The organism is Virgibacillus sp. MSJ-26 (genome assembly GCF_018918075.1).
GTDB lineage: Bacteria > Bacillota > Bacilli > Bacillales > Amphibacillaceae > MSJ-26.
Genome location: NZ_JAHLPW010000003.1, coordinates 371460 through 398245 on the forward strand (window position 1 = coordinate 371460; position 26786 = coordinate 398245).

Consider the following 26786-nt stretch of genomic DNA (forward strand, 5'->3'; position numbering starts at 1 on the left):
ATTTTAACCTTTACCCCATCAAAAGTAAACAAAGATTCTGAATGTAGGCAAAAACAATACACACCCGGGATTTAATCTCGGGTGTGTTGTAATTTTGGGATGATAACGAATAACATGGCAATGATACTAATGACACCAGCTATCATTAGTATCATTAATAAGTTTGAACCTTCTGGAACTAACTCTTCTTCCATATCTCGTTTTGATTCCTGATCTGACATCGAAAATAAATCCATTTGTGCAGCTTTCGATGTGATTGTATTTGTTTCTATCACGTTAGACTGGAACAGCTCATCCATTATTTGTTCGCTCTCAGTCTCTATTGGCTTTTCAAATGTTAATTCCTTTTGCTCTTCAGGGAGCTTTCTTCTTTCAATAAGATTATCACGAAAGTTTTTTTGAATGTTAATTTCACGCTTTTCATACACATTTGGCTCAACATCTTCACTTTCTTCATCTGCCAATGAGACGGGGCTTAAGCAAATATTTAAGCCTAAAAGTATAAAGAAACTAAGAAGCTTTTTCTTCATTCGGTTCTTCCACCTTAGTCTTATTTCTCATCACTTGAAGTGCGTAAATAAATGCTGAAACGATAAGTACTACTCCAGCTAAAACTGTCATGGTTACTGCATATGAAGAGGAAGCTCCATATAATAATCCCATATAAACGTTTGATACTGGGTTATTAAAACTGAATTCTGGAACGATTATATTCAATAATGGTGAAATAAAGAATATAATCATTGCGATACTTGCCAACCATCCGACAAATGGGCCGACAAACAATCCACCTCTTATAATATTCGAGCATGCCATTAATAATAAAATAGTGAATGCTGACCACATAATAGCCTGCGAATCATCTAACGGATAAATGTTTAAACCATAGATGCTAATGATCATACCGACTGCTAAATTCAAGAGGACAAACAATCCACCTTGAACGAGATATGAGTTGCCGGAATAATACTGCGTTAAGAACCCAATCAGCAATCCGCATAGTAAAATAATAATAAACAGGACAACTGGTGGCATGCGGTCTTCTGTTTCAGATAACACTTTTCCATCCACTTGACCTTCTACGTTTACTGGATTTGCTAGATAATCATAAACGTATGGATTTGACTGTCCATCAACAACTGTGTTTCCAAGTACATCATATACATCATCACGTATTTGCTCAGTAGTTGAAACGTTTGTTGACCAACGATTATTAAGTTCATCAGAACGTTCCTGGACACTACTCACTTTGGATTGTAGCTCTTTTGTATCAGATGTAATATTATTTTGATTTTCTCCTAAAGATGAAACAAGATCTGATAGACTATCTAAATTAGATGCCGTCCCCTGCTGGTATTGGAAGACCATCTGACCGTCTAGATATTCAAGCGATGGAGACTCTTCCCAGTTATAAATTTCGTTGTTAATCTCGCTAATTTGCTCAGCGATAGAATTGGCATCATTTTTCAATTCGTCAATAGTATTTGTGATTTCGTTTAATTCATTATAAACCTTTTCATCATATTCATCCAAAAACTCATTTGTCTCATCTACTAACAAATCAAAGTTCTCTGCCAGCTTTGTTATTGCGCCAATCGACTCATCTTCATCTACAAGTTGGTCAAACATACCTTTTAATTCTTTAGTTAAATCAGAATCCAAGTCATACATCTTTTCAAGCTCTTCTTGCATTATTTCACTTGCAAACACTTTCCTTACTAATTGTCGATTTATTTTTGCTCTTTCAGTTAAATTATTAGATAAAGTAGATAAGTCACTCGTATATATAGATAAAGAGAGAATTTTCTTATTTTCTAATTCTGACTTATCCAAGAAAGCTTCTTCTAATACAGCAATTTCATCACTGTTTAACACTTCAGGTAACTTGTCACTATTAAGAATATCGTTTTGTTGTTCTTCTATTTGTTCAATTAAAGGTGTTGAAACTTGTCCTCTCACCTTTTCTAATTCTTCGTATGCTTCTTCCCACGCCTTTATATGTTTTTCCCAAGAATTTTTCTCTGATTCGAATTCGCTTTTTAATGTATCGATGGTTCCATTTTCTCCATCCAATTTGTCAAGTTCTTCGTACACTGTGTCCCAATTTATTTTTATGGTAGAGTTATTTGGTGAAGAAACTACGTTGTTTTGCACTTCACTATTTCCCGCTTCTTCATCTTCTTCGTCTTTTTCATCTTTTTCATCTTTTTCATCTTTTTCATCTTTTTCATCTTCTACATTTTCTACATCTTTTTCACTTTCAGGATTAGGTTCTTCTTCCCCTCCAGTGTCTGAGTCATCAATTGAGTCACCGATAATATCTTCTAATTGTTCTACGGCTACCCTCACAGATTGAACATCATTATAGATTTTTTCAAAGTCAAGTGACTCAGGAGTATATTCATCTGGTTTTTTGTGGTCATCTTCACCTTTATCCGTTAAGTAGTTTTCAATAGTATATAAAACTTCGTCCTTAGATTCCAACGTCATCCTGCTATTGTATTCATTTAAAAAAGCTACATTTAAAGTAATAATTTGTCCTCTTAGGTTGTCATTACCAGATTTGTTCCACTTATCAAATTCATGCTTACCGTTATTTAAGGAGCTATTAATCATCGAAAATCTTTGATTAATATGTTCTAGCTTTTCATCTTGCCTATATACTGGTGATTCATATTTTCTTATTTGTTCATCAATCTCTGCAAGATAATTCTCTACAGCCTCTTTATAACCAGTTACTCCTTCTTGAACGGCCAATTTATTTTCAGCTTGAAACTCCCCTAATAACTGCTGCTGCTCAAACTGACTCTCTTTATATGCATCGAGCGCTTCTGTAAACTGGCTGATCTTATTTTCTGCCTCTGTCGCACTATTTGCACTATCAGTCGAAACTTCATCAACCCGTTGTGTCTGATCCAGAATGCCTTCTAATCGGTTTTTATGATTATCAATTTCATTTGCTAGTGTCTCTGAAGATGGTGTGTAAAAGGAATACATGGCATCTTGGAACGCGATTTCTTTTTCCAGAACTTTGTCAAATTCCTCTCGAATTATGTCTACCTCTTGGGATACATAATTCCAATAAATAGTGGACATTTCTTGGTTGATTGTATTTTTAGCGTTAGCCATTTCTCGGTGAATTCTTTGTCGTTCTTTTGCTTCTAAATTTGGCTGAATTACATAGTTTATTGACGCTTTCGATGGTGATTCATCTTTAAAGGTCATAACATTTTCGGAAAAGTTTGATGGAACATATATAATAGCATCATAAGTTTGGTTACTAAAGCCTTGTTCAGCTGCACTTCTATTCATAACAACCCATGAATAATCATCTTGATCATTTAATAATGACGTAATATCTTGACCAAGCGAAATATCTTCTGTTCCACTATCATACCCCATGTCTTCATTAACAACGGCAACGCTTCTTGTCCCCTTGTCTTCGTCATCGTCTTTTGCTATAGAAGTGGGATGGCTATCAACATATCGAAACATGAGAAGCGGTAACAATAGAATAATGAGTACTTTAGCTATTAGTCCTAAGGAAGATTTATATCCACGTTTCATACACTTGTCACCCTTTCTACATCATATAGAGGTATTTGAATTTTAGTTGCTTTTCCAACTTCTATATAGTAGCCAAAACCGGCTTTAATTTCTGGCTCATTCCTCGTATACGGAAGTTGTATGAAATTTTGGTCTGTCTTTTTCATTAACAAGACGGCATGTTTAATTTGTTTGACTTCATTCGTAAAGGCATCGAATCCTTTTGAAAATTCATTAGCCATGCCTGTAATGATCATTCGGAATCCAAGGTGGCTATAATTTTTTACTAAGGTTGACAGTTTAGTTTGTAATTTCGAATCAAGACTTTGCTGAAAATTACCCATTCCATCTACCATTAATAAGTATGGATCAAATTCCAATTCGTTAGCTTTACGTTCTTGAAGTGCCTCTCGATAAATTTCCTCCCGGCGAGCAAACTCTTGTTCTACAATCTGAATCCATGTTTCTATATGTTCTTTAGTTTCCATATAAATGATTTCATCATCATCGGCATAGTCTGCTAGTGAATGGTTTACTGAATCAAACAATCCAATGGTTGCCTTTGCTTTCGTTTGCATCTGGTCAATCATGAGTTTTAACATATTTGTCTTTCCTTTTTGTGCATCCCCTACAATTAGACAGTGATTATGTCTCTTCCAATCAATATAAACAGGTTGTACCGAATCTTCATCAAGTCCAATTGCTGTCAATGTTGCTGATTCTTCAACAGTATAATTATTTCGATATGTCAGTAAACTTAACTTTCTTGGCAACATTGGAATTGCAATTGGTTTTTTGGAGTCTCTATATTTTTCTATTAATTCTTGAACTTTACCTTTTAAATTCTCTAGTACCTCAACGTCACTCTCACCTTCCACAGGTAAATATATTTGTGCAAGATAGGCTGAATCGGTTTTTATATATACTCGTCCAGCCACAGCCTCGGTTTCATATTCGGTCCGTCCTACAATGCTGTGTTTTTCCATTCGATCCATAAAATAATGGGCAATTTTTGTTTTCAGATTACTCATTAACGCGTGTTTAACTGCATTAGTCCGAGTGGCTGTCAGCATTGTATAAATACCTAAGGATTGACCATCTCTAGCAATTTGAGTGAATTTATTTTCATAATCTGTCATTTCTTCTTTGACCAGATCAAAGTTATCTATAGTTAAGAACATGAGTGGTAGTTTATCTTCAGAGATTGTGTTATACATCTGAATATTACTGACTTCATACTGCCTAAATAATTCTTTTCTCTTATCCATTTCATGATTAATAAAATCGAGGAACTTCTCAATTTTACGTCTATCATCAGAACGGAAATAATCTCCCGTATGCGGTAGCTGTTGTAATGGCAATAAAGCTCCATTACCAAAATCAAATATATAAAACTGAAATTCTTCCGGACTATTTACTGAAGCGAAATTTAATAAAAAAGTTAATAAGGTAGTAGATTTTCCATAACCGGAAGTTCCAAAAATACCTATATTTCCGTCTTCTACTGCTTCGTAGCTGTATGGTGTTTGACTTTGTTTTTCCGGTTCATCGATCAATCCAATATAATAATGATTTGGTTCACCAATATCGTCATCAGACATAACCAAGCGTTCAGGCAATGGTGGTAACCATGGACTTTGTAATTTTTCGATATTAAGTTCATGTTGCACTCTCTCAATTTCTTCAACAACAGCATCAATCTCTGTCTTTTTATCTTTCTTACCTTCATTTTCTTCAGCGGAGACTTCCGACAGCGGAACAAGACCTAAATCAGTCACAAGCGCGACTTCATCTTCAGCCCCGATTGCTTCCTTAGTATAAGGTGCTCCACTCCAAGCTGATTGAAACAATTCATAAACCTCATTATTTCCCACTTGCAAATAACCTCGACCTGTTACTGTGATTCTAGCCGCATCACCATTTTTAAGGATTTCTTTACTATCCCCTTCATCTTGCACTTTTAGAGCGACCTTGAATCGTGAGTTACTCCAGATCTGTTCGTCAATGATCCCACCTGGTTTCTGCGTTGCTAGTATTAAGTGAACTCCAAGGCTTCGTCCAATACGTGCTGCACTGACAAGTTCTCTAATAAATTCAGGTTCTTCACTTTTAAGCTCAGCAAACTCATCAGAAATGAGGAAAAGATGTGGTAATGGTAATTCTGCCTCTCCCTCTTTATACAAATCGGTATAATCATTTATGTGATTTACTTCATATTCATCAAACAAGCGTTGACGACGTTTGAGTTCACTCTTAATCGAAGCTAGTGCACGTTTACTAAAGTTTTCACTTCCCTCAATATTTGTAATTGTTCCAAGAAGATGCGGCATGTTTTTAAATGGCTGAGCCATTCCTCCACCTTTATAGTCAATTAGTAAAAAAGCAACTTCATAAGGATGAAAGTGAACAGCTAACGACAATATATAAGATTGTAAGAATTCACTCTTTCCTGAACCTGTAGTTCCTGCAAGAAGACCGTGAGGACCATGTGCTTTCTCATGTAAGTTTAAATAAACATAATCATCTTTACCTTTAAGGCCAACAGGAACGGCAAGTGACTTAGAGGATTGATTTTCTCTCCACTTTTCCTTAACCCCAACTTTTTCAGCTTCATCCGTATTAAACATGTCTAAGAAAGTGACTTTTTCTGGAATAGAATGACTCATTCCTAGTTGATGATTTAGTGAAAGTAATGTTCTTGCAAAGCGTTCATTATTTTCATGCCCGTGTTCATCCAATTTAAATGGAATATGAGCGGCTTTCTGCTGCTGTATTAATATATCGCCCTGGGTCTCGTCAATATAACGCACAAGCGTATGAATATTTTCTGTAAGACTTTCTTTTGTGTCAGCAGCAAAGATAATAGAAATTCCTAAATTATCATGTTCACCTTCTAGGTACTCTAAAATAGCATGTTCAGAAATCAGCTGGCGATTAGTCACAATAAAGATAAAGTGGGGTGTAAATATTTTCTTATCTCTCTCTTCATCGAGCTCACGCTCTTTAATTATCTCGTATATTGAAGTTAAAAGTTGATCACGTGTTTGTTCATTGTAAATAAAACCTTTTGCATAAGTATGTGGTAACTGAAATTGCGGTAACCACTTCATCCATTCCCAAGACTTATATTCTTCCTCATCAAAGATAGCCACCATACGGATATCATGATAACTTTGTGAAAAGCTAAGTTGGCCAACAATTTGCTGGATTTCTTTTTTTACAATGCTATCCTTCCCGATCATCCCCATGGCTCCTTCAGCCAAGTCAATAACGAGCGGAGCATTTTTAACCGTTTCATAATGGTTAACAAGTTCCTCAGATTTTTCAAATAAATCATCAATTTCTTGATTGGATGTATCCGATCGTTGAGCTGACATTTCATAGCTTGCAGGAATCGAAGCCCTTCCCACTCGGAAATGAAGGAAGTCGTGACTCGCCAACGTACGTTCCCATATCCGGTCGCTAATTTCCCCCGTTAAATATTTAATCTTTTCAAAAGAAGGTAAATGAAAATATAATACTTCACGCTGTTTTTCGGACAACTTGTGAAGTTCTCCTCTTTTCTGTTCCAAGTATCTAGTATAAAGGCGAATGCGTTTTTCTTTTTTCTCACGTTGTTTTTTCTTTTCTCTAAAATACTGAAACGTAGATGTCACTAGAGTCGTTGTAAACATCGTGATAGAGATTAAAATAAATATCCCGCGTGGACGTACCATAGCTACAACACCCATTACGATTAACATCATCAGAGGTGGCGTAATAATCATCCATAATCCTTTTTGATCATTATCGCGTTCTTCGGATGGAAAGGAGAAATCCACTTTATCCTCTGGTAGATCATAAATCATTCTTGGTGTACGTCTATAATTAGGGTATTTACGTTTCATCACGGTTGTTGGCTTTTTTAACGAAGGTAAATCAAAAGTTAAATTCTGTTTCGATTTTACTTTTAATGCATCATGATTCTCTAAAATCAGAAAGAAACTTGAACAAAATAAAGTATCCCCAATTGCAAGCTCTGAACGTTCCATTATTTTTATACCGTTGATATAAACATCTGCAGTTAACGGTTGAATGAGCCATTGACCCTGATGATGAATCATTGAAAATACTTTTTTCTGGTCATTTGGAAATAAGATTTCAATTTGATTACCAATATAATACATATTTTCTTCATATGTTTGTGATTCATATTGAATATAGATGCTTTGGTCGCGACATTTTAATGCGAGTTGGTTTCCATCTGTCAATGTACCAACTAATTCATCAGCCTGATAGACATTGACCTCATTTGATTCATCAGACTTAACTAATGTTACATGTGGTTCAACTTTAAATGTCTGGACAGTCACAGTGTGGTGAAGCTCATTACCTAATGTTATTACTTTTTCTTCCTCTACCATTATTGATTGATGGGTTTTGTCATAAAAGAACCATATCTGGCTCATCTTGTCACCTCCTAAATAACACTCGGTTAACTCCCAAACTTTCGTTATTTCATATAACTAAGTTACGCTCAACCTTCATTGATTTTTTATTTATCTTTATCTTTCTTTGATTCATCTTTCTCCACAGTATCTTCTTTATCATCTTCGTTGTCTTCTTGTTCAGATGAATCCATATCCGATGATTCTTCTATTTTATTATCTTGTTTTTGATTTTCTTCCTCTTCAGCCTCCTTTTTTTCTTCTTCCATTTCTTGCTGATACTCGTCAATTTCACGCTGAATTTCTTTTAATTCATCTTCTCGTTCGGAACCACTTAAACTTTGATCTGTTTTAACATCTTCACGTAATTTCAACAATCCATAAATGATTAAGTCCCGATCTTCTAAAAGCCTTGCTGTATCTACAGCTTCCTGGTAATTACCACGACCAATATCAATCCAATATAAGAAATATTTCCGGTCTGCTTGCAAGGTAATAGTATTTTGGATATTTTCCCTTTGTTCTTCACTCAATGATTCACTAACTATGTAAGATGAGGCCAATTCATACTGAACAACTCGTGGCATCTTTTCATGGTTAAATTTACTTAATGTATCGACAACAGAACTATATTCATCCTGTAGAAAATGTCGATTACTTTCAACGTATGCATCACTCTCCGGAATTTTAAAAAATAGAGCAAACACACTATAGGTCATCGCCGGAATTAATAGTACCGTCAAAATCCATATCATATATCGACGAACTTTCCATTTACTCTCCGGGATATGAATCACCGTTTTTTCATAAGCATCGTCTTTTTGAATGTTTTCTTTAATAATATCGATTATTTCTTCATAAGATTCTGAATGCATAATTGCTTTTGCAACATCTGGTAAATCCATTGTTTCATAGTGTGCTAGATACGTTGCAAAATCATGTTTGTTATCTGCTATAACAGCTATAATCGCCTTTGTCTCTTTCCATAGTCTTTCTTCATTATCTTCATACGGCGGTATACTTTCGCTTATTCCGTAATGTAAAAAATGAGGAACAAGACCTTGATCAAATAAAATGTTTTCAGGACTTACAATAAGCTTAGCCCTTTCAATAGAGTGACTACGTATCGCGCGGATAACGTTATAAGCAAATTGCCATTTAGCTCTTATGCTATTTTTATAGATATTTTCAAATCGTGCATATGACTTTGGCGGATGATAAGTTATAATGACTTGGTCCTCTGTAAGTGTAAATTCTTTATTGAATTCAGGGTTAATAGTTTTTAAAAGATGTATTTCCAATTCATCTGACAACTTTACTTTCGCACGTTGGAATACAAATTCGATTTTATCGGAATCATATGTAATTTTTGTATCCAGTTTATTTTCTAAATAAGATCGGCTTTTTTCGTCCTGTGGCACTCATATTCCTCCCCCTACAACGGACCTCTCTCTGATTGTCACTTAACATCAAATGTCTATTATAATATTTCTAGACGATCCCCTGTTGTGATTCCACACTCTTCAAGACTGAGCGATCCCGCAAAGGTCCTATCTTTATTTTGAATTCTAACCCAATAACCTTCTCGTGGATTAATCGATAAATTTGTTGTTTGCCAAGCAATATCAATTAACTTTTTGATGGAGTGCTGATTCGATAATCTTAACTCGATTGGAGACTGCTTGTATTGTTTTAAATCAACCGTAACATTGATATACATCGTAACATTCGCCTCGCTCGTATTTTTCTCCCCCGACCATTATCATAGTCTAATATACTCATGCTGATAGAATGAAAAAGTGCCGACACGTAAATTTGCGGCACTTTTTTTATCATTTAGTATTAAAGATGTATTATCCGCGAATCTGACTAGCAATATTTGCATCTGTATCTCTAAGTGTGTTAGCACTTGAAGAAAGTTGACGGCTAATATCTTCCAATAGTACTTGCATGTTCTGGAATGATGGTTCAAGTTCTTCATATTGTGTAGCAAAAGCTTCCGCTGCTCCACCTTCCCATGCTTCTGTTAGTTGGCCAATGAGCCCTCTCAAACGAGTTACCATTTCTCCTACCTGCCCGCTCTCATCAGCATATCTTCCCGCAAACTCTTCTAGTTCCTCTGGATTCAAACGAATGTTTCCTGACATAATCAATAACCTCCACATAGTAAAATATTATATTCTTACGTTTAAGTATAAAAGAAGATTATTCCAAAGGCTATACTACTTTAGTACATTTTTTAAATTGAATATTTAGAACTACATAATAACCCAATAAACAATATAATCATTTACACACGTACTTTAAGACTAGTGCTTTGTGCCCTACTATTGAAGTGCTTCTCATTTTCGTACTTAAATAATGGTCCTTATGTATATCATATCTAAAATATGTATAATGCCGACAAGATAAAAAAGCTGTCCCTCCACCATTAGATGGGATGAACAGCCATAAATAATCTATTTAAGTTTTATCAAGTCAATTATAATTACTGAATCCCTTTCTTTTCATACCGTGCCAACTTAAATGGAGCATAAATAAGAACTCCAATCAAAACTAATCCGAGAGTACCGATTAGCGGGTAGAAGAATGAAACCAGACCAGTAAATCCTGCAAAGCTCGCTATAAAGCCTACAATTAAAGTTACTACAACGAATATATTTGCCTTTGGAGTGTTCATCACCATAAATCGAGCTGTAAAAGCATAAAACATACTTACTGCTGTATTAAAAATCATCCCGAACAAGACAAATGTCATTACAAATGATAGCACAGGGGAAATGAGATCGACAATTTTAAGCATCGGTAGTTCATAAGCACCAACAACATCAATTTTTGAAAAAATAGCTAAATGACTGATTATAATCATAATTCCAAGCCCTAGTCCACCAACGAGGCCCCCACGTGCTGCTGCTTTTGGATTTTTTTCAGCTCCACCCATCACCAGTGACATCGCTGCTCCTACAGCAGTGTTGAATGAAACATAATTTACAGCTGAGAAAAACCAATTAGATAGAGCTGATTCATGCTCTAAAGCGATCGGTTCTAACTTTTCAAATGACAAGTCCATAGTGAATAAACTATAAAGACCAGCCAAAATTATAAATAAAATTAAGAACGGTGTAATACTCCCAATAATAGAAATAACTTTTTGGACGTTAAGCATGACAACAATGGCAACTAAGACGACCATCAAGAGGCTTCCAACGAAAGCGGATAAGCCAAATTGCTGATTAAGTAGTGACCCTGCACCGGCCAACATGACGACGCCAACCCCAAATAATGTAAATATAATAATATAGTCGATGATCGTTCCAAAGACTTTTCCACTAATATCAAAAAAGGCGTCTTTATGATTTGTCGTTTTTAAACGGCTCCCCACACTTACAAGGGTCATCCCTACATAAGCGAATAAAGCCGTCGACACGATTGCACCAAATATACCTAAGTAACCGAAACTAGTAAAATACTGTAAAATTTCTTGACCTGAAGCAAATCCTGCTCCAACAATAATCCCAATAAAAGCGCTTCCAATCTTCAATACTTTTAACATGTTGTCCTCCTGATGTCATTAACTAAAAATTAATATGTATTGATAGTTATAAAGTTTAATATTATTAACAGTAAACTATCTGAAAAATTACGTCAATTATTTTAACAAAAAAGCTATCAATCTTTTAAAAGATGATAGCTTATTATACATCTATTGAATTAAATAGTCACTTCTCAATCATTAAGCGGTTGGAACTTTTTTAAAACGGTCATAGCGTAGTGGTTCAACTGGAATAGTTGTTTCTTTTTCTAAAATTAATTCTTCGATAAGTTTTCCGGTAATCGTCGCTAAGCTAATTCCATCCCCTTCATGACCAGCTGCAATATAGAAGCCAGGCACGTCTTCAACTTCAGAGACAATCGGTAAGTGATCTTCCGTCCAAGGTCTCATACCTGTATACGAGCGAATAATATTGAAATCATCCATTTTCGGAAAGAATCTTAATCCTCGTTTCGCGATTGCTTTAACGACATTTATGTTAATGCTTCCGTCATATCCGACAAATTCACGGCTACTTCCAAGGAGGAAGTTCTGACTTTCAGTAGGCTCAAGGACAAGGGCAACACCGTGCTTTTGGGTTAATGGATCAGCAATTCTTTCACGTTCAAACTTATTCATTAAATAACCGAATTCCATGACATTACGCATCATGACTGGTTCTGAGCGAGAGCCAACGATGATATGGCCTTTTCTAGGGACGATGGGAATATTTATGCCGAGCATTTCTCCGATGAACGGCGCCCAAATCCCCGCAGCATTTACTACTTTTTTAGCTGTCACTTTTCCGGCTGTCGTATCTATAATAAAGTCTTTCTTTTTAGTAATATTCGTCACTTCAGCATGGGTTTTCAATTTTAAACCATATTTTCTTGCACGTTCGACTAAAGAGTAACAGAAGAGATATGGGTTGATTAAAGAATCTGTTTCACACTCTAAGCCTCCTGGGATATCGTCAGCAAAAAATGGGGATTCTTGACGTATATCTTCACGGTCCAAGACGTTAAATTTTAAACCAGCATCTTTTTGAATTTTCACCCAATCTTCAGCTGCTTCCATTTCAGCATCATTATCACAAACTAGAATACTACCTAATTCCCTATATTCAAAAGGCAATTCAAGATCTTTATTTAACTCTATGGTGAGTTCCTGGCTTGCCAGCGACATTTGACTATCAAATCCTGGGTCTTTATCAACAATCGTTACGTTCCCGTCACACCGTGAAGACGTTCCACTCGCAATATCGTTTTTCTCAATTAGCATGCAATCAAGCCCGGATTTAGAAGCATAGTAAGCGATTGCAGAGCCCATAATACCTCCCCCGATAATCGCTACATCTGTGTGGTTTGCTTTTTTCATTATTTATTCCTCCCCTTGCCCTATGTTTACTAGACTATCAATTTTCGTTAAATACAAGTAAATAAATCATTATTTTTTATGCAAAAATTCATATCTATTGTATCATATATGTTAGAATAGCATTAAATAACATGCAACCACTATCTGATTAATTGTAAGCATTTACATATTTTTTTATACACAAAGGAGGAAGCGCGCTATGGATGACAAAATGATCATCTGCAGATGTGAAGAAGTTTCATTAAAAGATATTAAAGATACAGCTTGCAAATACGAACAATCTGCTAGAGAAATAAAACTGCGTACTAGAGCAGGTATGGGATATTGTGGCGGAAGAACGTGCAGACCAGCTGTTGATGCCGTATTAGAAGAAATAACTGGAGAAACGCCGGATGACAATATTCCGTTAAAGGTTCAACCTCCCGTGCGCCCTGTTTCGCTTACAAAACTGAAGGAGGGTGTCGATTATGAAGAATAATAGAATTACAGATCATCCTGTCCTTGGCAAAATCGAACCACGTAATGTGATTTCTTTTACATTTGATGGAAAAATTTACAAAGGCTATGAAGGGGACACAATTGCTTCTGCTTTACTTGCTAACGGGATCCGCAAATTACGTGTTCACGAAGAAACTGGACATCCAAGAGGCATTTACTGTAATATCGGTCACTGCTTTGAGTGCCGGGTTACAGTGAATGACGAATCAGGCATCAGAGCGTGTATGACACCAATTCAAGCAGATATGATCGTTGAAAGTGGAAAAATGGAGCCAGATCCACTTAAATCAGAAGATGGCGCTACCGATTTACCGCGCACGTATGCTGATTTTGAAAAAACATATAAACGAATGGAAAAAGAAGGTGATCCACATGTATGATGTTGTCATCGTGGGTGCTGGCCCCGCTGGATTAGCTGCGGCTATCTCGTGCCGTGAGAATGGTTTACAAACCCTTGTATTGGATGAATTCCCTAAAATGGGTGGCCGCCTCCTTGGACAACTCCATCAAGAGCCGAATGGCGAATGGTGGAATGGCATCAAGGAAACCGATATTTTAAAAGAGAGAGCGTTTGAACTTGATACGGAAATTAGACTAGGCGTTTCCGTTTATCATATTGAAAAAATCGATAACGGCTTTACCGTTCATACACCAGATGCGAATATTAATACTGAAAATGTTCTTATTGCGACTGGTGCAGCTGAAACGGCAGCTCCCATCCCTGGTTGGACATTACCTGGTGTCATGTCGATCGGTGCAGCGCAAGTTATGACCAATGTGCACCGGGTAAAAGTCGGTGAAAAAGGAATTGTAGTTGGTGTGAACGTTTTATCTGCAGCCATCGCTCGTGAATTACAACTCGCGGGTATCGACCTCGAAAGCATGACTTTACCTGTACAAAATTCAGTGACAAAAGATCATGCTCATCCGCAAAAAGTTATGGACGGACTTGTCAGAATTGCCCACCTTGCACCATCTGCGTTTCTACGATTCGGAAGTAAATTTGCTAAAGGATCATCCTTGATTCGTAAAATGGCTGTGAAGTTTTACCCTAAGGGCGGCGTTAAAATGTGGGGCATGCCGATCCATGTTCGTAAAGCTATCACGAGTATTAATGGAGAAGATAAAGTTGAATCAGTTACAATATGCAATGTGACAACAAAAGGAAAAATCATTAAGGGGACGGAAAAAACAATTGAAGTCGACTTCGTTTGTATTGCCGGTGGCTTATATCCATTAGCCGAACTTGCAGCCGTCGCCGGATGCCCGACTCAATTTGTTGAATCATTAGGAGGTCACGTACCGGTTCATAACGAAAAAATGGAAACACCACTGGACGGTCTCTATGTTGCGGGTAACATCACGGGTATTGAAAGTGCAAAAGTTGCACGTGCACAGGGAACTGTCGCAGGTCTTTCCATTGCTAAAAGGAAAACTGACAAACCAGCAAATCTTGATAAACAAATTAAAAAAGCAATGGAGAATGTTCAAAAGACTCGCGCCGAGGCTTCAATCCAATTCCATCCTGAGATTGAAGAAGGCAGGAAGACGATGTATCAGACACAAGGCTAAGCATAAAATTAAATTGGTAACGATAAATCCTTCATAAACTTTATGAAGGATTTTTTCTTAGGTTTATAAAGGGGGAAAAGACCTCCATTGAACTATGAAGGTCTTTTGCATATTCTTCGCCCGTCTATTTCATCTTTACAAGCAACATGTCCCAGCTGAAGAATAAAATCTGATAAGAATAGATCTTACACTATTCTTACCAGCCTTTCCAATTCCTTTATAAATTCCCTATCTGAATGAGCTCGGCAATATTTTTTGCCAGCGCTTCTGTATACTTTTCTGCTCTCTCCATTGCTTCAGACGAAGAGATGGGTCCTGGAACGATGGAAAAAACAGCATCAAGTCCATGGTTGTCTTCCACACAATAATCCACCATGCCAGCAATTCCAATAACTGGTACACCAAATTTCTTAGCCACTTTAGCGACGCCGAGCGGAGTTTTTCCATACGCTGTTTGGTTATCGATTTTCCCTTCGCCAGTTATAACTAGAGATGCATTTTCCATCGCCAATTCCAGTTGCACTGTTTCTATCACGACGTCAACGCCCCGTCTTAAATCCCCATCTAAAAAAGCGATCAAGCCTGCACCGAGCCCTCCTGCTGCTCCAGCTCCTGGAATAGTTGAAATGTCTTTCCCAAGTTCTTTTTTGACCACTTCACCGTAGTGACTAAGATTTTCATCAAGCACTGCAACTATCTTAGGTGTAGCTCCTTTTTGTGGTCCAAAAACAGCCGCTGCTCCGTGTTCGCCGGTTAATGGATTATCAACATCACAAGCGATATTAATTTCAACGTCGAGTAGTCTCTTGTCCAATCTCTTCAAATCTATAGAATGTAACTTCTCTAAAGCAATGCCGCCATAACCAATTTGAGTGCCTGACGAATCAAGGAGTTTTGCACCCAATGCTTGTGCCATACCTGCTCCCCCATCAGTAGTTGCACTGCCACCGATTCCGATAATTATCTGCTCCACGTCGTCATGAAGTGCGGCCAAAATCAACTCCCCCGTCCCACGTGTCGTAGTATAAAGTGGATTGCGCTCTTCCTTCTGAATAAGATGAAGTCCTGATGCAGCAGCCATTTCAATCACCGCCGTTTTCCCGTCACCTGTTATTCCGTAAAAAGCTTCCACAGATTCGCCGAGCGGTCCTGTCACTAACTCTTTCAAAATTCTTCCACCCGTTGCATCAACGAGCGATTGAACCGTCCCTTCTCCACCGTCAGCCATAGGAATTTTTATGTAATCCGCCTTTGGTATACTCTTTTTAAATCCAGCTTCAATCGCGCTAGCCGCTTCCAACGCCGACATGCTTTCTTTAAATGAATCAGGGGCAATAATAATTTTCATAGTCATCCACTCCTCACTTAAAAATAAAATTACCCATATTAATTCCTTTTAGTATACCAAAAAATCTCTAAAACCAATCGTTCTCCCCCTCACATTCCACTCTCCTAGCCCATCCTCAGGCTTTATGGTATAAAGGATATAGGGGGTAGATGAAATGAATAAAGTTATTTTCGGAAAGCATGATGATAATACACTGAGGCAATTCAATCATTGCTTGGAAACGGGAAATGTTATCGGTGGAGTATTATGTGCTGACGGACATTATGGATACAGTCAACCTGTTGGCGGTGTCGTAGTCTATGATGGACAAATTTCACCCTCAGGTGTAGGTTACGATATTGGGTGTGGCAATAAGGCAGTTAAGACTAATTTAAAATACAATGATATTAAAGACAACATGCAAACAATTATGGATGAACTCCAAGCAACGATTCCTTTTGGAGTCGGCAAAAAAGGTGGACGAAAGTTTGACCACGATCTTTTTGACGACCCTGATTGGAACGTGTTTCGCGATATTGGTAAGCATGAACATGATAAATTAAAATCCTTAGCGAGAGAACAACTCGGGTCATGCGGGTCAGGGAATCATTATGTCGATATATTAGTTGATGAAAAAACAGATGATGTATGGGTTGGGAACCACTTTGGTAGTCGAGGGTTTGGGCACCGAACGGCTACGGGGTTTTTAAACCTTGCTAATGATAGAGACTTTTTCGTGAACCCGCCTCGCGAAAGCATGGACGTGGCACCTACTCTATTTGATATGGATAGTGATCTCGGACAAATGTATTTCCGAGCGATGAAGCTAGCTGGACAATATGCCTATGCAGGGCGTGATATCGTTATCAATCAAGTCCTTGATATTTTACATGCACGTGCGCTGGATGAAGTTCATAATCATCATAACTATGCATGGAAAGAAAAGCATGACGGGAAAGAGTATATTGTTGTTCGTAAAGGCGCGACCCCTGCTGCACCAGGTCAACGCGGGTTTGTGGGTGGCAGTATGGGCGATATTTCCGTTATCCTTGAGGGTAAAGAATCCGAAAAAAGTATGGAAGCTTTTTATAGTACCGTCCACGGGGCAGGAAGAATCATGAGCCGCACAAAGGCAGCTGGCAGAGGACGTGGCAAACGCCGGAAAGCAGGGTTGATTTCTGAAGATCAGATGAACCGCGCAGTAAAAGATTTTGGCGTTGAACTCAGAGGTGGCGGCACAGATGAAAGTCCTTTTGTTTATCGAAAACTCCAAGAAGTGCTTGATGCTCATGAAGATACGATAGATATATTAAACATATTGCGCCCCATTGGCGTATTAATGGATTAATTTTAAACAGACAGTAAAAATCTAAATCCTCCAGATCACTTTGACAACAGTAGTGTCCTTCTAAAGGGGCATTACTTTTTTCACTTGATATTCGAACATGCGTTCTGTTATCATGTAAATACTTCAACTAGAATACACATCAAACCCTCAATTTAAAATAAATTAATAATTCATGCCACCTTTTTCGCTTTACAAACGATATTAGTTATAAGAAGAATGAAAACCTAAAAGGAGGAATTATAATTGAAAAAGATGAACCCCTTTACTTTCGATGAGATTTTTGAGCAAAATGAACGCCGGATCTATTATCATATCCAAAAATTAAACATCAGAGACCCACACCAAGACTTTTTCCAAGAAGGATTAATTGCTTTATGGAGTGCCTATGAAAAACATAAACCCGATAAAGGGCCAATGGCAACTTATTTCAACTTCACCATTCGTAATCGATTAATCGATAAAGTTAGAAAAGAGTCACGGCAAACTGACAATGATGAGAAAGTCATTACAGAGCGGATAAAAGACCATAATGACGGAAATTACTTTACAACGAGCGAAACATCTTATCCTCTTGTTGATACAACTGATATTCCCGTTCAAGATTCTTATATGTGGAATTGTTTAAAAGAAAACCTAACAAGCAATCAGTGGAAATGGATAAATTATTTTATCATTAAAGATCTATCGGTTAAAGAAATTGCTGATTTAGAAGATAAATCTGAAGAGGCTATAAAAAGTTGGGGGAGACAAGCCCGTAAAAAACTAAAAGATGAAGAGTTACAAAAGAAATTAGGATTTCACACTAAATGATTGATTCCCTCATATTATATCGAGTTTTCGGCTCGCGGATGTGCGAAAAGGAAATGATTAAAGATAAAAGCGATATCGTTAAATTTAACTTAGAAAATAATGGTGATGAAAATATCGGATTATTCATTACCTCTTCTAAACTCGAAGTCAACGATGGATCGCAGTGGTTGCTGAATGAAGGTATGCTTCTGGATTATGGTAATGACGACACGATTGAGCCGGGTGAATCAGGAGAATTCTTACAAGTATACACTTTAGAAAAAGAACAATACGATAAAATTTGGAAAGATAAGCCTTTTGAAATCGAATTCGGTCCCATCAAAAATGATGACACAAAAGATATTTCTAAAGGCAAGAAAGCTTCATTTACATTACCTGAATAAACGGATTCAGCTAATCAAGGCGAACGAATCATTCGCCTTGATTTTTTTATCCATCAAATAATGCTTACTATCACAAAATTTTTAAGAACCCACCATTGCTTCATCTAAAATAGTTTGATATAACTCATGCCAACTTTTATAATATGTAGCTACTTCATCCGGATTAATTAGTTTTCTCAAACTTGATTCATGGTCCCCTTTAAAAGGATAAAAGTTATTAATCTTCATTTTATAAAAAACTTGATAACCTACTTTTGGATAGGGGCTATTGTTATCCCAAACCGGGTTTTCATGATGATCGATTTCAAGGCAGCCAAGATATAAACATTCTTCCGGTGACTCATCTTTTTCTAAATGCCCTCCTGGAAAGTCCCATCCACGGTCATCTAAATAAACCATTAATAATTTCCTTTCATGAAAACAAAAACCATGGGCACTTGACATTAAATGGTACTCTGGCAACGCCATTTCTTTTTTCCAAGTTAATTTAATTCGCGATGAGCCCCAATTAACGTAAGCAGATTGCATTGTCCGCCCTCTTTCACCAATAATTTTAGTACTTATTCATGTCTAATTTTTCATTCAAAAAGTAGATACTCTTTTCAATTGATGTCTCAATATAACCAACAATTTGGTCAATAGTAAATACCTCTAGAGGTTGTTCAAGCTCAAGATGGCTATAATTTAAATCATACATTAAAAAAGGGAGAAATTTCTCCAAAGCCTCTCTCCCTATTTCCTCTATATCAGGTAAATCACTTGTCACCTTTAACTTCCTAACATCATTCGGATTAATACTATAATGCTCAGCTAACTTTCCATTTAACAAATGAAAATCCCGATGATAGGTCTTTTGTATTTCCTGATCTGTTTCAATTCGATTTTTCAACCATGGTGCGAAAAAACCCGTCAACCATAAATCATCTGCAATCAAATGACAATAGTACCCTAAAATATAATCTTGTTGCGTAAGCTTGGAGTATTTATTATAAAATGCTTCAAATGCAATTCTCCTAGTATATTCTTCATGTTTTCCAATATAAAAATGTGAGACCTCTTTATTCGTCGCTACAGCATCTGGAGCTATCCCACCTAGTAAAAATTGTTCTTTATTTTCAATTGGAAACTTTGACGCTAACTCACTCGCTATAATGAAATGCATCATCCTTGAGCCCATCACGCTCCTCCCTTCCTATGCTTTTTAACATTTTTAGCCAAGAAGTCCCCAATTCAAATTTCGTATGAATTTAAGTGGGGTTTAGTTCACATATGCTTCACACTGTTGCGCAAGGTTAAATCCCATAATTCTCCATTAGTTTCAAGGATAGTGACAGAACAATTATCAAGTGAACCCTCAACATCCTGATCCGGAAAGAGTGTTCTTAATAGTTGTTTTATAAATGCCCCGTGACTCACAATAAGGATGTTTTCATCTTGATGATTTGTGATTATCTCATTCAGACAAGCCATCCCACGTTTACTTATTTCGTCACTCTTTTCCATGCCTAAATCAAGCTCACGCCAATTTTCTCCCCACTTGTCAATCCGTTCTTCAACTGTTGTTCCTTCAATTTGCCCTCCATAACGTTCTCTTAATCTTTCGTCTAAATGAATCTCAATATCTTGCATCTTTTCTGCAATCGTTTCCGCAGTCTGCCTCGCTCTTTTTAAGTCACTAGCATAAATAATATCCCAAGCTTCACTTGCTAAGCGGTCTGCTAATTTTTCAGCTTGCACGTAGCCATCGTCACACAAAGGGATATCCGAATGTCCCTGTGCCCGCTTAGCTTTATTCCAATCTGTACAGCCATGTCTAATCAAACCTATTTTCGTCATGTGAAAACTCCTATCTATGAATATCTTATATGTCTTCTACTGTAATATGTTATAAGATTTATTCCATTAACTGCAATATTAAGAACTCAATTAATGCCTCATCGATAACAAATGAGTCCATATGTAATTTGAACTCTAATGTTAGGTGTTTGAAGTTTTTTAAATCAGTGAGCACCATCATTTATTGAATAAGAGGCAGCTTTTCCCATCCATATGCTAACTCTGTATATGTTTGTCCTGCTATATTAACTTCTTTGGTATCCACTTTTTTACCGCCTTTAGCTTTATAGAAATGCTCCGCTTCATTATCTTCTAAAACCCAAACAAGCATTGAATTCAGATTACTTTCTTTCAGCTCCTTAATAACTTGATTAAATAACAGGCCACCAATCCCTTGATTTTGATAGTTTTCTAATAGGTAAATAGCATATAACTCACCAAGAAAGTTCTTATAATGACCCGTTCTTTCTTTTCCTCCAACCGAAAAGCCAATGATTTCCCCTTCAATTACTGCAACGTAGACTTGTTGCTCCTTTAGGTTGTTATCCCATAATTTTTTCCGCTTTTCATAGGATAAGCTCTCCAAAAAATCAGTAGGCAAAACATTTTGATATGTTGTTCGCCAACTATCCACATGCACCTTTGCGATATTCGCTGCATCACTTGAGGTTGCACGTCTAATTTTCATATTTACCCTCCCTTAAAATACCTACCTTCCCATCTTCAGAGCCATCCGCATTGTATTTAATACATGACCCGCAAAGTCCTCTTGATACTCAGAAATTACTGAAAAACCTTTCGCCTCGTAAAACTGTCTGCCAATATGATTGTCTTTTTCTACATTGAGTTGGATTTCTTTTACATCTTTAAGATGCTTCATCCCTTCTTTAAGAAATGCCGATCCGATACCTATTCCTTGGTAGTCAGGATAAAGATAAATGGCTACTAACTCTGTCATGCCTTGTTGATCGGGCACAGTAAATTGCGAAAAACCAACGACCTTTCCCTTTACCTCAGCAACAAAAAAATAAGGTTGTTTTAGCCGTTGCTTCATCATCTGCAAACTATAGGCCTTATCTAAAAAATTATTTTGAATATCTCGTGGAATAATCCCGTCGTAAGTGGCATGCCACGTTGTTTTGGCAATATCTTGTACTTGTTTCATATCTTTTCTAGTCATTTTACGAATAATAATTGTCATCACAGCCACCTCCTATATATTTCTAGCATAATACGATTATATCATATGATTTCAGAACATTTAAAATAACATCTGCCTTTTAATCTCTGAAACCATTGATATACCTACACATTACAAGATTTCCCTCAATATAATGCATTAAGTGAGGGGAGTGAATAAAACTTATGAATGGAAAATGGTTTTCTAAACTACTAGGTTGGCTAATTATTTTTCTAGTCCCTTTTATAATCATTTCATTATTCTATTTAAACGAAAAAATCGCCACAGATAATCCTTCCGCACCCACAGTTGAAAACGGTGAGATCATACCAAATAACAATTCCGATAACGACCCCAAAGACGATTCTGATGATTCTAGCAAAGACACTGATAAAGAATCAGGTGATCAAGACGCTGATAAAGAGTCGGATAAAACGTATTGGGGTGTCGATTCGGCAAGCTTGACTGATAAAAATATGTATCGTTGTGTCAAAGATAATTTTGGAGAACCAGACGTTTGGGGACGCTATTTAGGAGATAAAAGCGATGTATCTGTCGGGCTTACGCAAGACGAAGCCCAATTCTTGCATGACAAAGACGTTAAGATTTTAGTCATCTACAACCATTTCGAAGAAGCAGTAGGTTATGATAATGGTATATCAGAAGCAAAACAAGCTATTTCCTATGCCAAAGATTTAGGAGTACCTGAAGATGTTGCTATTTTTGCTGATATTGAACCTAATTATTCCGTAGATTCGGCATTTATTGATGGTTGGTATGAAACTCTAGCCGATTCAACTTATAATCCAGGAGTATATGGTGTGTTCGATAAAGATAGTAAATTACTTGAAGCCTATAACGCTACGTCAGATGACACACAAGAGAATACAGTTGTATGGACAGCAGAACCTCAAAAAGATATCACTACGAAGGATAACGCCCCGAAATTTGATGCAGAAGGACCAGACAAGGCCAAGCTTTACGGCTGGCAATATGGGATTGAAGCAGAAAAATGCGAGATTGATACCAACTTATTTAAAGGCGATCTATTGGATTATTTATGGTAATCGACACAGTGTCATTACTTCTTTATCCCACTTGCTTTAAACGTAATATATAATTAGGTCAGTAGTATCACTGAAGCCTATTCTTTTTCCAAAGGATCGGCTTCAGTGATAGTTTCGTAGGATATTGAACGTTAGGATGTTCAGCCCCTATTCACACAACTAATTGGACAACTTGTTTTAGTTCATCAAAGAGTCAAATGGTACATAGATTTTACTAGAATCCCCATTTAATTGCTTTTAAGAGACGGATAAAATACAATTTAAGTAATAGTCCGAGTTAGACTTACTATAACTAACATTGAATCTTAAAATTAAATTTTGTAGATTAAAAGTAAGAAAGAATCCGCGAATTTTCTTGTTATGCTTAGCTAAATCTGAATGAAGGACATCTTTCAGGACTTTCCACCGAACTTGCCCTTCATAACCCAGGTAATTAACATGCGGGGCAACTAAACGCCTCTTCGAAGAAATTGATAACTATATTTGGAGGTAAATGATATGGGTCTTTTAATTGGACTATTAATAGCAACTGTCATTATATTATTAACGACTACTTTATATTTCCAAAGTAAAAAGTCACCTTTACAATATTTTATCCCGATTGGCGTTATAATACTTAGCCTAATATTAATTGGGATTTCATTTATCGTAGGTGCTTGGGAAGGTATCGGTCTTGGAACTATTGGCTTTACACTTTTTATTGGGTCTGCCATCCCCTTTATCATGACGGCAATTATCGCTAATATGAAGGAGCTTAAGAAATCATATTGGGATCAGGAGTAAATTCATTACTATTGATCCCAATATCGTGGGTCATTCATCTGTATTTCACGAACGACATCATCTAAATCAGCTGGTGTGATTAAATAAATCGGATAATCCTTTTCAGTTTGCTGTGCCTCTTCATAAAAATAACGATTACTCCCATGGTTTTCTTCATCTAAAAGGATAAGACAAGCATCGCTTTTATCAATCAGCCATTTATTTTTTGCACGGAATTGAAAAGGTCCTTTATAGTCTCCTTTATACAATGGCTGGTAAAAATCAGCTGTCATGATCATTTCCTGGTATTGCATCTGAAGAGGTTCCGGCCAACGGCTTTCTTGATTTTCAAACGGGGGGATCACACCCAGTTGAATATCATAATGATCTTTCAAGTCATCTAAAATAACATCCGCCGTCCAGAGTTCAACTCCCATTTGTCCTGATATAATAACCCATTCCAGACCTTCCTCAATAAAAGGGATGAGTCTTTTTTTAATCGCTTCTTTAATATATGTAATTCGCTCATCATCTGGCTTAAATAAATTCAGTTCCATCGGTTTATAACCAGTAACAAACATGATTTTCATTTTAATAACTACCTTTCTCCTCTTACAATTTTTCTCTATCTTATCATACTAGTTATAAGATGTTGCGTCTTAAAGCGTAGAATGATTTTACAAACAAAAAAGAGCTGACGATGGCATCAGCTCTTTTATTAAATTTAGCACCATTTATTGTGTTTATGATGATGGTGATGCATCGGTCCTCCGCATGGCTTGCACTGGCCGCCATGCATACCTGGTTTCATCGCTCCACCGACTTGACCTCCTGGACCACCCATACCTGGGCTCATTGCGCCACCAACTTGGCCTCCTGAACCACCCATACCTGGACTCATTGCGCCACCGACTTGATTGCCTGGAACATTAAATGCTCCTCCAAATTCATCAACACTGTTATACGTGTTCTCAACAGAAGTAGAATGTGGAAAGAAATGCTTATTTTTCACTAAATGATGATTCATTACTGTCGTGTGAGATGGATGAATATGTTCCACCGTTTCTTCTGTACATTTATGCACAACATTTTCTTTAACAGGATATACGATGCACTTAGGGCACCTGCAGTTTGGCCCATGATGATGTCTCATAAAAATATCTCCCTTCCCTATGATAGGTTCATTAATAACCTATGAAAGAAGTTGCATCGTTGTATAAGTCAATAACCTAGTTTTATCAAATAGATTAGTGAAAAAGCTTAATAATGGGCCAGTAAACCTTTATGCATCGCCACCCGTTCACAGTAAAGAAAGCAAACAAGTCCTAGTATAAAGTAAAAGATAGCATTAAAGGCTAATATTAAAAAATTCCCTACGCCTATCTGACTCAAAGTTGCCCCGTCAATCATGACATATCTAATCAAATCCACACCTTTCACAAACGGAAGATAGGCTAAAAAAGGTGCAACCGACAACGGAACAAATGTGAGACCAGCGAGAATAAATTGCAATATCTGCAAGAAAGACTGCACTTGTTTTAATATAATGGATATACCTGCAATCATAAAGCCGACTCCAAACATACTAATCAGCGTTAATATAAGAATAGGTGCGATGGCTATAACGTCAATATTTAACCACTGACCTGCCGTTAACATTGAAATGTACAATAATACAACAACGATAATGAGATTAATACTTGTCGTCGCCACTAACCTGGCTGTCATAATCCGCCAGAGTCCCATCGGAGACATCGATAATTGCTCTAACGTCCCTCGCATTGACTCATTTGTTACTTGCCAACCAATGTCTTGCATCACAACCATAGCTAAAAACCAGACAATATAATTAACAATGGCATACTGTGTATTAACGTCCTGAACACTTGGATCTCCGATAACTTGAATCCCCGCAAACATCCCTAGAAAAATAAAATAAAATGTAAAGATCATCGCCATTGTATTCGGTAAATATCGTTTCAGTTCTATATATTCTTTTCTAAAATTCGCTTTAAGAAGATGAAGCCAGCTCATGCCCGTTTTCCCCCTTTACTATTTTCATAAAGACTTGCTCAAAATTAATAGTGCTGCGATCAATGGTTTCCACTGGTGTATTTTCCTTTTTAAAAATATCAAATAGTTTATAAATGTTTTCACTTTTTGCTAAATCTATTTCAAGGATTGGCTCAATTCGGTCTGCTGAATACTGATAGTGGGAAAATTCTTGTTGGAGTAAAATCTCTTGTTGATCCGTTAATGGTTGACCTAGCGTAATGGTGTAGGAACGAACGGCAAATAAACGCATAAGATTTTCAACTTTGTCATCAACCACAATTTGACCATGGTTAATAATAACAGTTCGGTCACATAAATCCTGAATCACGTCCATATCGTGTGAACTAAGAATAATCGTTCGATTGCTTTTTTCAACAATATCTCTTAAGATTTGTCGAACCTCATAGCCTGTTTCAATATCAATACCGAGTGTCGGTTCATCTAACAAAATCACCTCACTATCAGCTAGAAGGGCAACCGCAATCGCTAACTTTTGCTGCATACCACGAGAAAGGCGATTCACTAACTCGTGCTCTTTCCCTTTCAAGTTAAATTGTTCTAACAGCTCTTCAATCCGACCATAAACCTCTTTTCGTGATTTCCCTCGGTTGCCTGCAAAGTACTCTAAATTCTCTCTAACCGTGAGCCGCCAATATAAATTCCGATTCCCTTCTAAAACGGCGCTAATATGCTGAAGGCCTTGAAGCTTATTTTTACTAAGATCCATCCCTTTAATGGAAATTGAGCCTGAATCCGGAATTAATAATCCACAGATCATTTTAATCGTTGTTGTTTTACCTGCCCCATTAGGACCCAGAAGTCCAAGGATTTCTCCTTTTTGTACTTTAAACGAAACATCATTCACCGCTTGGATATGTTCTTTGCCCCTTCTCATTTTGTAACTTTTGTTTAAATGATTCACATCTACAATCGTCTCCATACTATTCTCCCTTTCTTTTATTAACTAACCCTATCATACGAAACAGCACATATTTCTTCTACGGACTAATGATTGAAAAAAAATCCGTCCTAAGACTGAAAAGCTTGGAGCGGATTCTTTAGATGA

Annotated in this window: 25 protein-coding genes and 1 pseudogene; 8 read left to right on the forward strand and 18 right to left on the reverse strand. The window is 37.0% G+C overall.

What is annotated here, in order from left to right:
* Window positions 1-71 precede the first annotated feature (71 nt).
* The 8 genes from essA to KQI49_RS03845 all read right to left on the reverse strand — a co-directional run bounded on the left by essA (window position 72) and on the right by KQI49_RS03845 (window position 12882).
* Window positions 72-530, reverse strand: coding sequence for a type VII secretion protein EssA (gene essA, locus KQI49_RS03810; protein ID WP_216486931.1), 459 nt, complete (start codon window positions 528-530; stop codon window positions 72-74).
* Complete coding sequence (gene esaA, locus KQI49_RS03815) at window positions 511-3567, reverse strand: type VII secretion protein EsaA (protein WP_216486933.1); 3057 nt, start codon at window positions 3565-3567, stop codon at window positions 511-513. The genes essA and esaA overlap by 20 nt, the downstream gene beginning before the upstream one ends.
* Window positions 3564-7994 (reverse strand): type VII secretion protein EssC, encoded by a 4431-nt coding sequence (gene essC, locus KQI49_RS03820; RefSeq protein WP_216486934.1) that lies wholly within the window; start codon window positions 7992-7994, stop codon window positions 3564-3566. Before essC ends, esaA begins: the two co-directional genes overlap by 4 nt.
* Window positions 7995-8080: 86 nt before the next feature.
* Window positions 8081-9394 carry a type VII secretion protein EssB gene (essB, locus tag KQI49_RS03825; RefSeq protein WP_216486936.1) on the reverse strand — a complete coding sequence of 438 codons (1314 nt, stop codon included), beginning with the start codon at window positions 9392-9394 and terminating at the stop codon, window positions 8081-8083.
* A gap of 59 nt (window positions 9395-9453) precedes the next feature.
* The gene (yukD, locus tag KQI49_RS03830) at window positions 9454-9693 is read right to left on the reverse strand and encodes an ESX secretion system protein YukD (protein WP_216486938.1); all 240 of its coding nucleotides are present in this window, start codon (window positions 9691-9693) and stop codon (window positions 9454-9456) included.
* 133 nt (window positions 9694-9826) lie between these two features.
* The gene (locus KQI49_RS03835) at window positions 9827-10120 is read right to left on the reverse strand and encodes a WXG100 family type VII secretion target (RefSeq protein WP_216486940.1); all 294 of its coding nucleotides are present in this window, start codon (window positions 10118-10120) and stop codon (window positions 9827-9829) included.
* Between the two features lie 341 nt (window positions 10121-10461).
* The gene (locus KQI49_RS03840) at window positions 10462-11526 is read right to left on the reverse strand and encodes a YkvI family membrane protein (protein ID WP_216486942.1); all 1065 of its coding nucleotides are present in this window, start codon (window positions 11524-11526) and stop codon (window positions 10462-10464) included.
* Between the two features lie 180 nt (window positions 11527-11706).
* Window positions 11707-12882 (reverse strand): NAD(P)/FAD-dependent oxidoreductase, encoded by a 1176-nt coding sequence (locus KQI49_RS03845; RefSeq protein ID WP_216486944.1) that lies wholly within the window; start codon window positions 12880-12882, stop codon window positions 11707-11709.
* Between the two features lie 199 nt (window positions 12883-13081).
* Between KQI49_RS03845 and KQI49_RS03850 the strand changes: the two genes are divergently transcribed.
* From KQI49_RS03850 to KQI49_RS03860, 3 genes and pseudogenes are all read left to right on the forward strand, one after another.
* Entirely contained in the window at window positions 13082-13360 is a 279-nt protein-coding gene (locus KQI49_RS03850; RefSeq protein ID WP_216486946.1) for a (2Fe-2S)-binding protein, read from the forward strand.
* Window positions 13350-13658 (forward strand): annotated as a pseudogene (locus tag KQI49_RS03855) ((2Fe-2S)-binding protein); the annotation flags it as partial. The gene KQI49_RS03850 and the pseudogene KQI49_RS03855, both read left to right, overlap by 11 nt.
* A 94-nt stretch (window positions 13659-13752) precedes the next feature.
* A complete protein-coding gene (locus KQI49_RS03860; protein WP_216486950.1) occupies window positions 13753-14952 on the forward strand; it encodes an NAD(P)/FAD-dependent oxidoreductase in 1200 nt (399 codons plus the stop codon).
* A gap of 217 nt (window positions 14953-15169) precedes the next feature.
* Here the strand turns inward: KQI49_RS03860 and KQI49_RS03865 are convergent, their stop codons facing one another.
* Window positions 15170-16300, reverse strand: a complete 1131-nt coding sequence (locus KQI49_RS03865; protein WP_216486952.1) for a glycerate kinase — start codon at window positions 16298-16300, stop codon at window positions 15170-15172.
* A gap of 154 nt (window positions 16301-16454) precedes the next feature.
* Here KQI49_RS03865 and KQI49_RS03870 point away from each other — a divergent pair, with 154 nt between their 5' ends.
* The 3 genes from KQI49_RS03870 to KQI49_RS03880 all read left to right on the forward strand — a co-directional run bounded on the left by KQI49_RS03870 (window position 16455) and on the right by KQI49_RS03880 (window position 18820).
* A complete protein-coding gene (locus KQI49_RS03870) occupies window positions 16455-17627 on the forward strand; it encodes an RtcB family protein (protein WP_216486954.1) in 1173 nt (390 codons plus the stop codon).
* Window positions 17628-17879: 252 nt separating this feature from the next.
* A complete protein-coding gene (locus KQI49_RS03875; RefSeq protein ID WP_216487041.1) occupies window positions 17880-18437 on the forward strand; it encodes a sigma-70 family RNA polymerase sigma factor in 558 nt (185 codons plus the stop codon).
* Window positions 18434-18820, forward strand: coding sequence for a hypothetical protein (locus KQI49_RS03880; RefSeq protein ID WP_216486957.1), 387 nt, complete (start codon window positions 18434-18436; stop codon window positions 18818-18820). The genes KQI49_RS03875 and KQI49_RS03880 overlap by 4 nt, the downstream gene beginning before the upstream one ends.
* A gap of 81 nt (window positions 18821-18901) precedes the next feature.
* Here the strand turns inward: KQI49_RS03880 and KQI49_RS03885 are convergent, their stop codons facing one another.
* The 5 genes from KQI49_RS03885 to KQI49_RS03905 all read right to left on the reverse strand — a co-directional run bounded on the left by KQI49_RS03885 (window position 18902) and on the right by KQI49_RS03905 (window position 21857).
* Entirely contained in the window at window positions 18902-19348 is a 447-nt protein-coding gene (locus tag KQI49_RS03885) for an NUDIX hydrolase (protein WP_216486959.1), read from the reverse strand.
* Between the two features lie 25 nt (window positions 19349-19373).
* On the reverse strand, window positions 19374-19997 hold the full coding sequence (locus KQI49_RS03890) for a zinc dependent phospholipase C family protein (RefSeq protein WP_216486961.1): 624 nt from the start codon (window positions 19995-19997) through the stop codon (window positions 19374-19376).
* A gap of 86 nt (window positions 19998-20083) precedes the next feature.
* Entirely contained in the window at window positions 20084-20656 is a 573-nt protein-coding gene (locus KQI49_RS03895) for a histidine phosphatase family protein (protein ID WP_216486963.1), read from the reverse strand.
* A gap of 181 nt (window positions 20657-20837) precedes the next feature.
* Window positions 20838-21344, reverse strand: a complete 507-nt coding sequence (locus KQI49_RS03900; protein ID WP_216486965.1) for a GNAT family N-acetyltransferase — start codon at window positions 21342-21344, stop codon at window positions 20838-20840.
* A gap of 21 nt (window positions 21345-21365) precedes the next feature.
* Window positions 21366-21857, reverse strand: coding sequence for a GNAT family N-acetyltransferase (locus KQI49_RS03905; RefSeq protein ID WP_216486967.1), 492 nt, complete (start codon window positions 21855-21857; stop codon window positions 21366-21368).
* A 164-nt stretch (window positions 21858-22021) separates the two neighbouring features.
* Between KQI49_RS03905 and KQI49_RS03910 the strand changes: the two genes are divergently transcribed.
* Window positions 22022-22903 (forward strand): glycoside hydrolase domain-containing protein, encoded by an 882-nt coding sequence (locus KQI49_RS03910; protein ID WP_216486969.1) that lies wholly within the window; start codon window positions 22022-22024, stop codon window positions 22901-22903.
* A gap of 498 nt (window positions 22904-23401) precedes the next feature.
* Window positions 23402-23686 (forward strand): YesK family protein, encoded by a 285-nt coding sequence (locus tag KQI49_RS03915; RefSeq protein WP_216486971.1) that lies wholly within the window; start codon window positions 23402-23404, stop codon window positions 23684-23686.
* An 8-nt stretch (window positions 23687-23694) separates the two neighbouring features.
* Here KQI49_RS03915 and KQI49_RS03920 read toward each other — a convergent pair whose 3' ends face one another.
* The 4 genes from KQI49_RS03920 to KQI49_RS03935 form a co-directional block, all read right to left on the reverse strand.
* Window positions 23695-24255, reverse strand: a complete 561-nt coding sequence (locus tag KQI49_RS03920) for an SLOG family protein (RefSeq protein WP_216486973.1) — start codon at window positions 24253-24255, stop codon at window positions 23695-23697.
* A gap of 134 nt (window positions 24256-24389) precedes the next feature.
* The gene (locus KQI49_RS03925; RefSeq protein WP_216486974.1) at window positions 24390-24818 is read right to left on the reverse strand and encodes a spore coat protein; all 429 of its coding nucleotides are present in this window, start codon (window positions 24816-24818) and stop codon (window positions 24390-24392) included.
* 107 nt (window positions 24819-24925) lie between these two features.
* Complete coding sequence (locus KQI49_RS03930) at window positions 24926-25699, reverse strand: ABC transporter permease (protein ID WP_216486975.1); 774 nt, start codon at window positions 25697-25699, stop codon at window positions 24926-24928.
* Window positions 25677-26660 carry an ABC transporter ATP-binding protein gene (locus tag KQI49_RS03935; RefSeq protein ID WP_216486976.1) on the reverse strand — a complete coding sequence of 328 codons (984 nt, stop codon included), beginning with the start codon at window positions 26658-26660 and terminating at the stop codon, window positions 25677-25679. The genes KQI49_RS03930 and KQI49_RS03935 overlap by 23 nt, the downstream gene beginning before the upstream one ends.
* Window positions 26661-26786 lie beyond the last annotated feature (126 nt).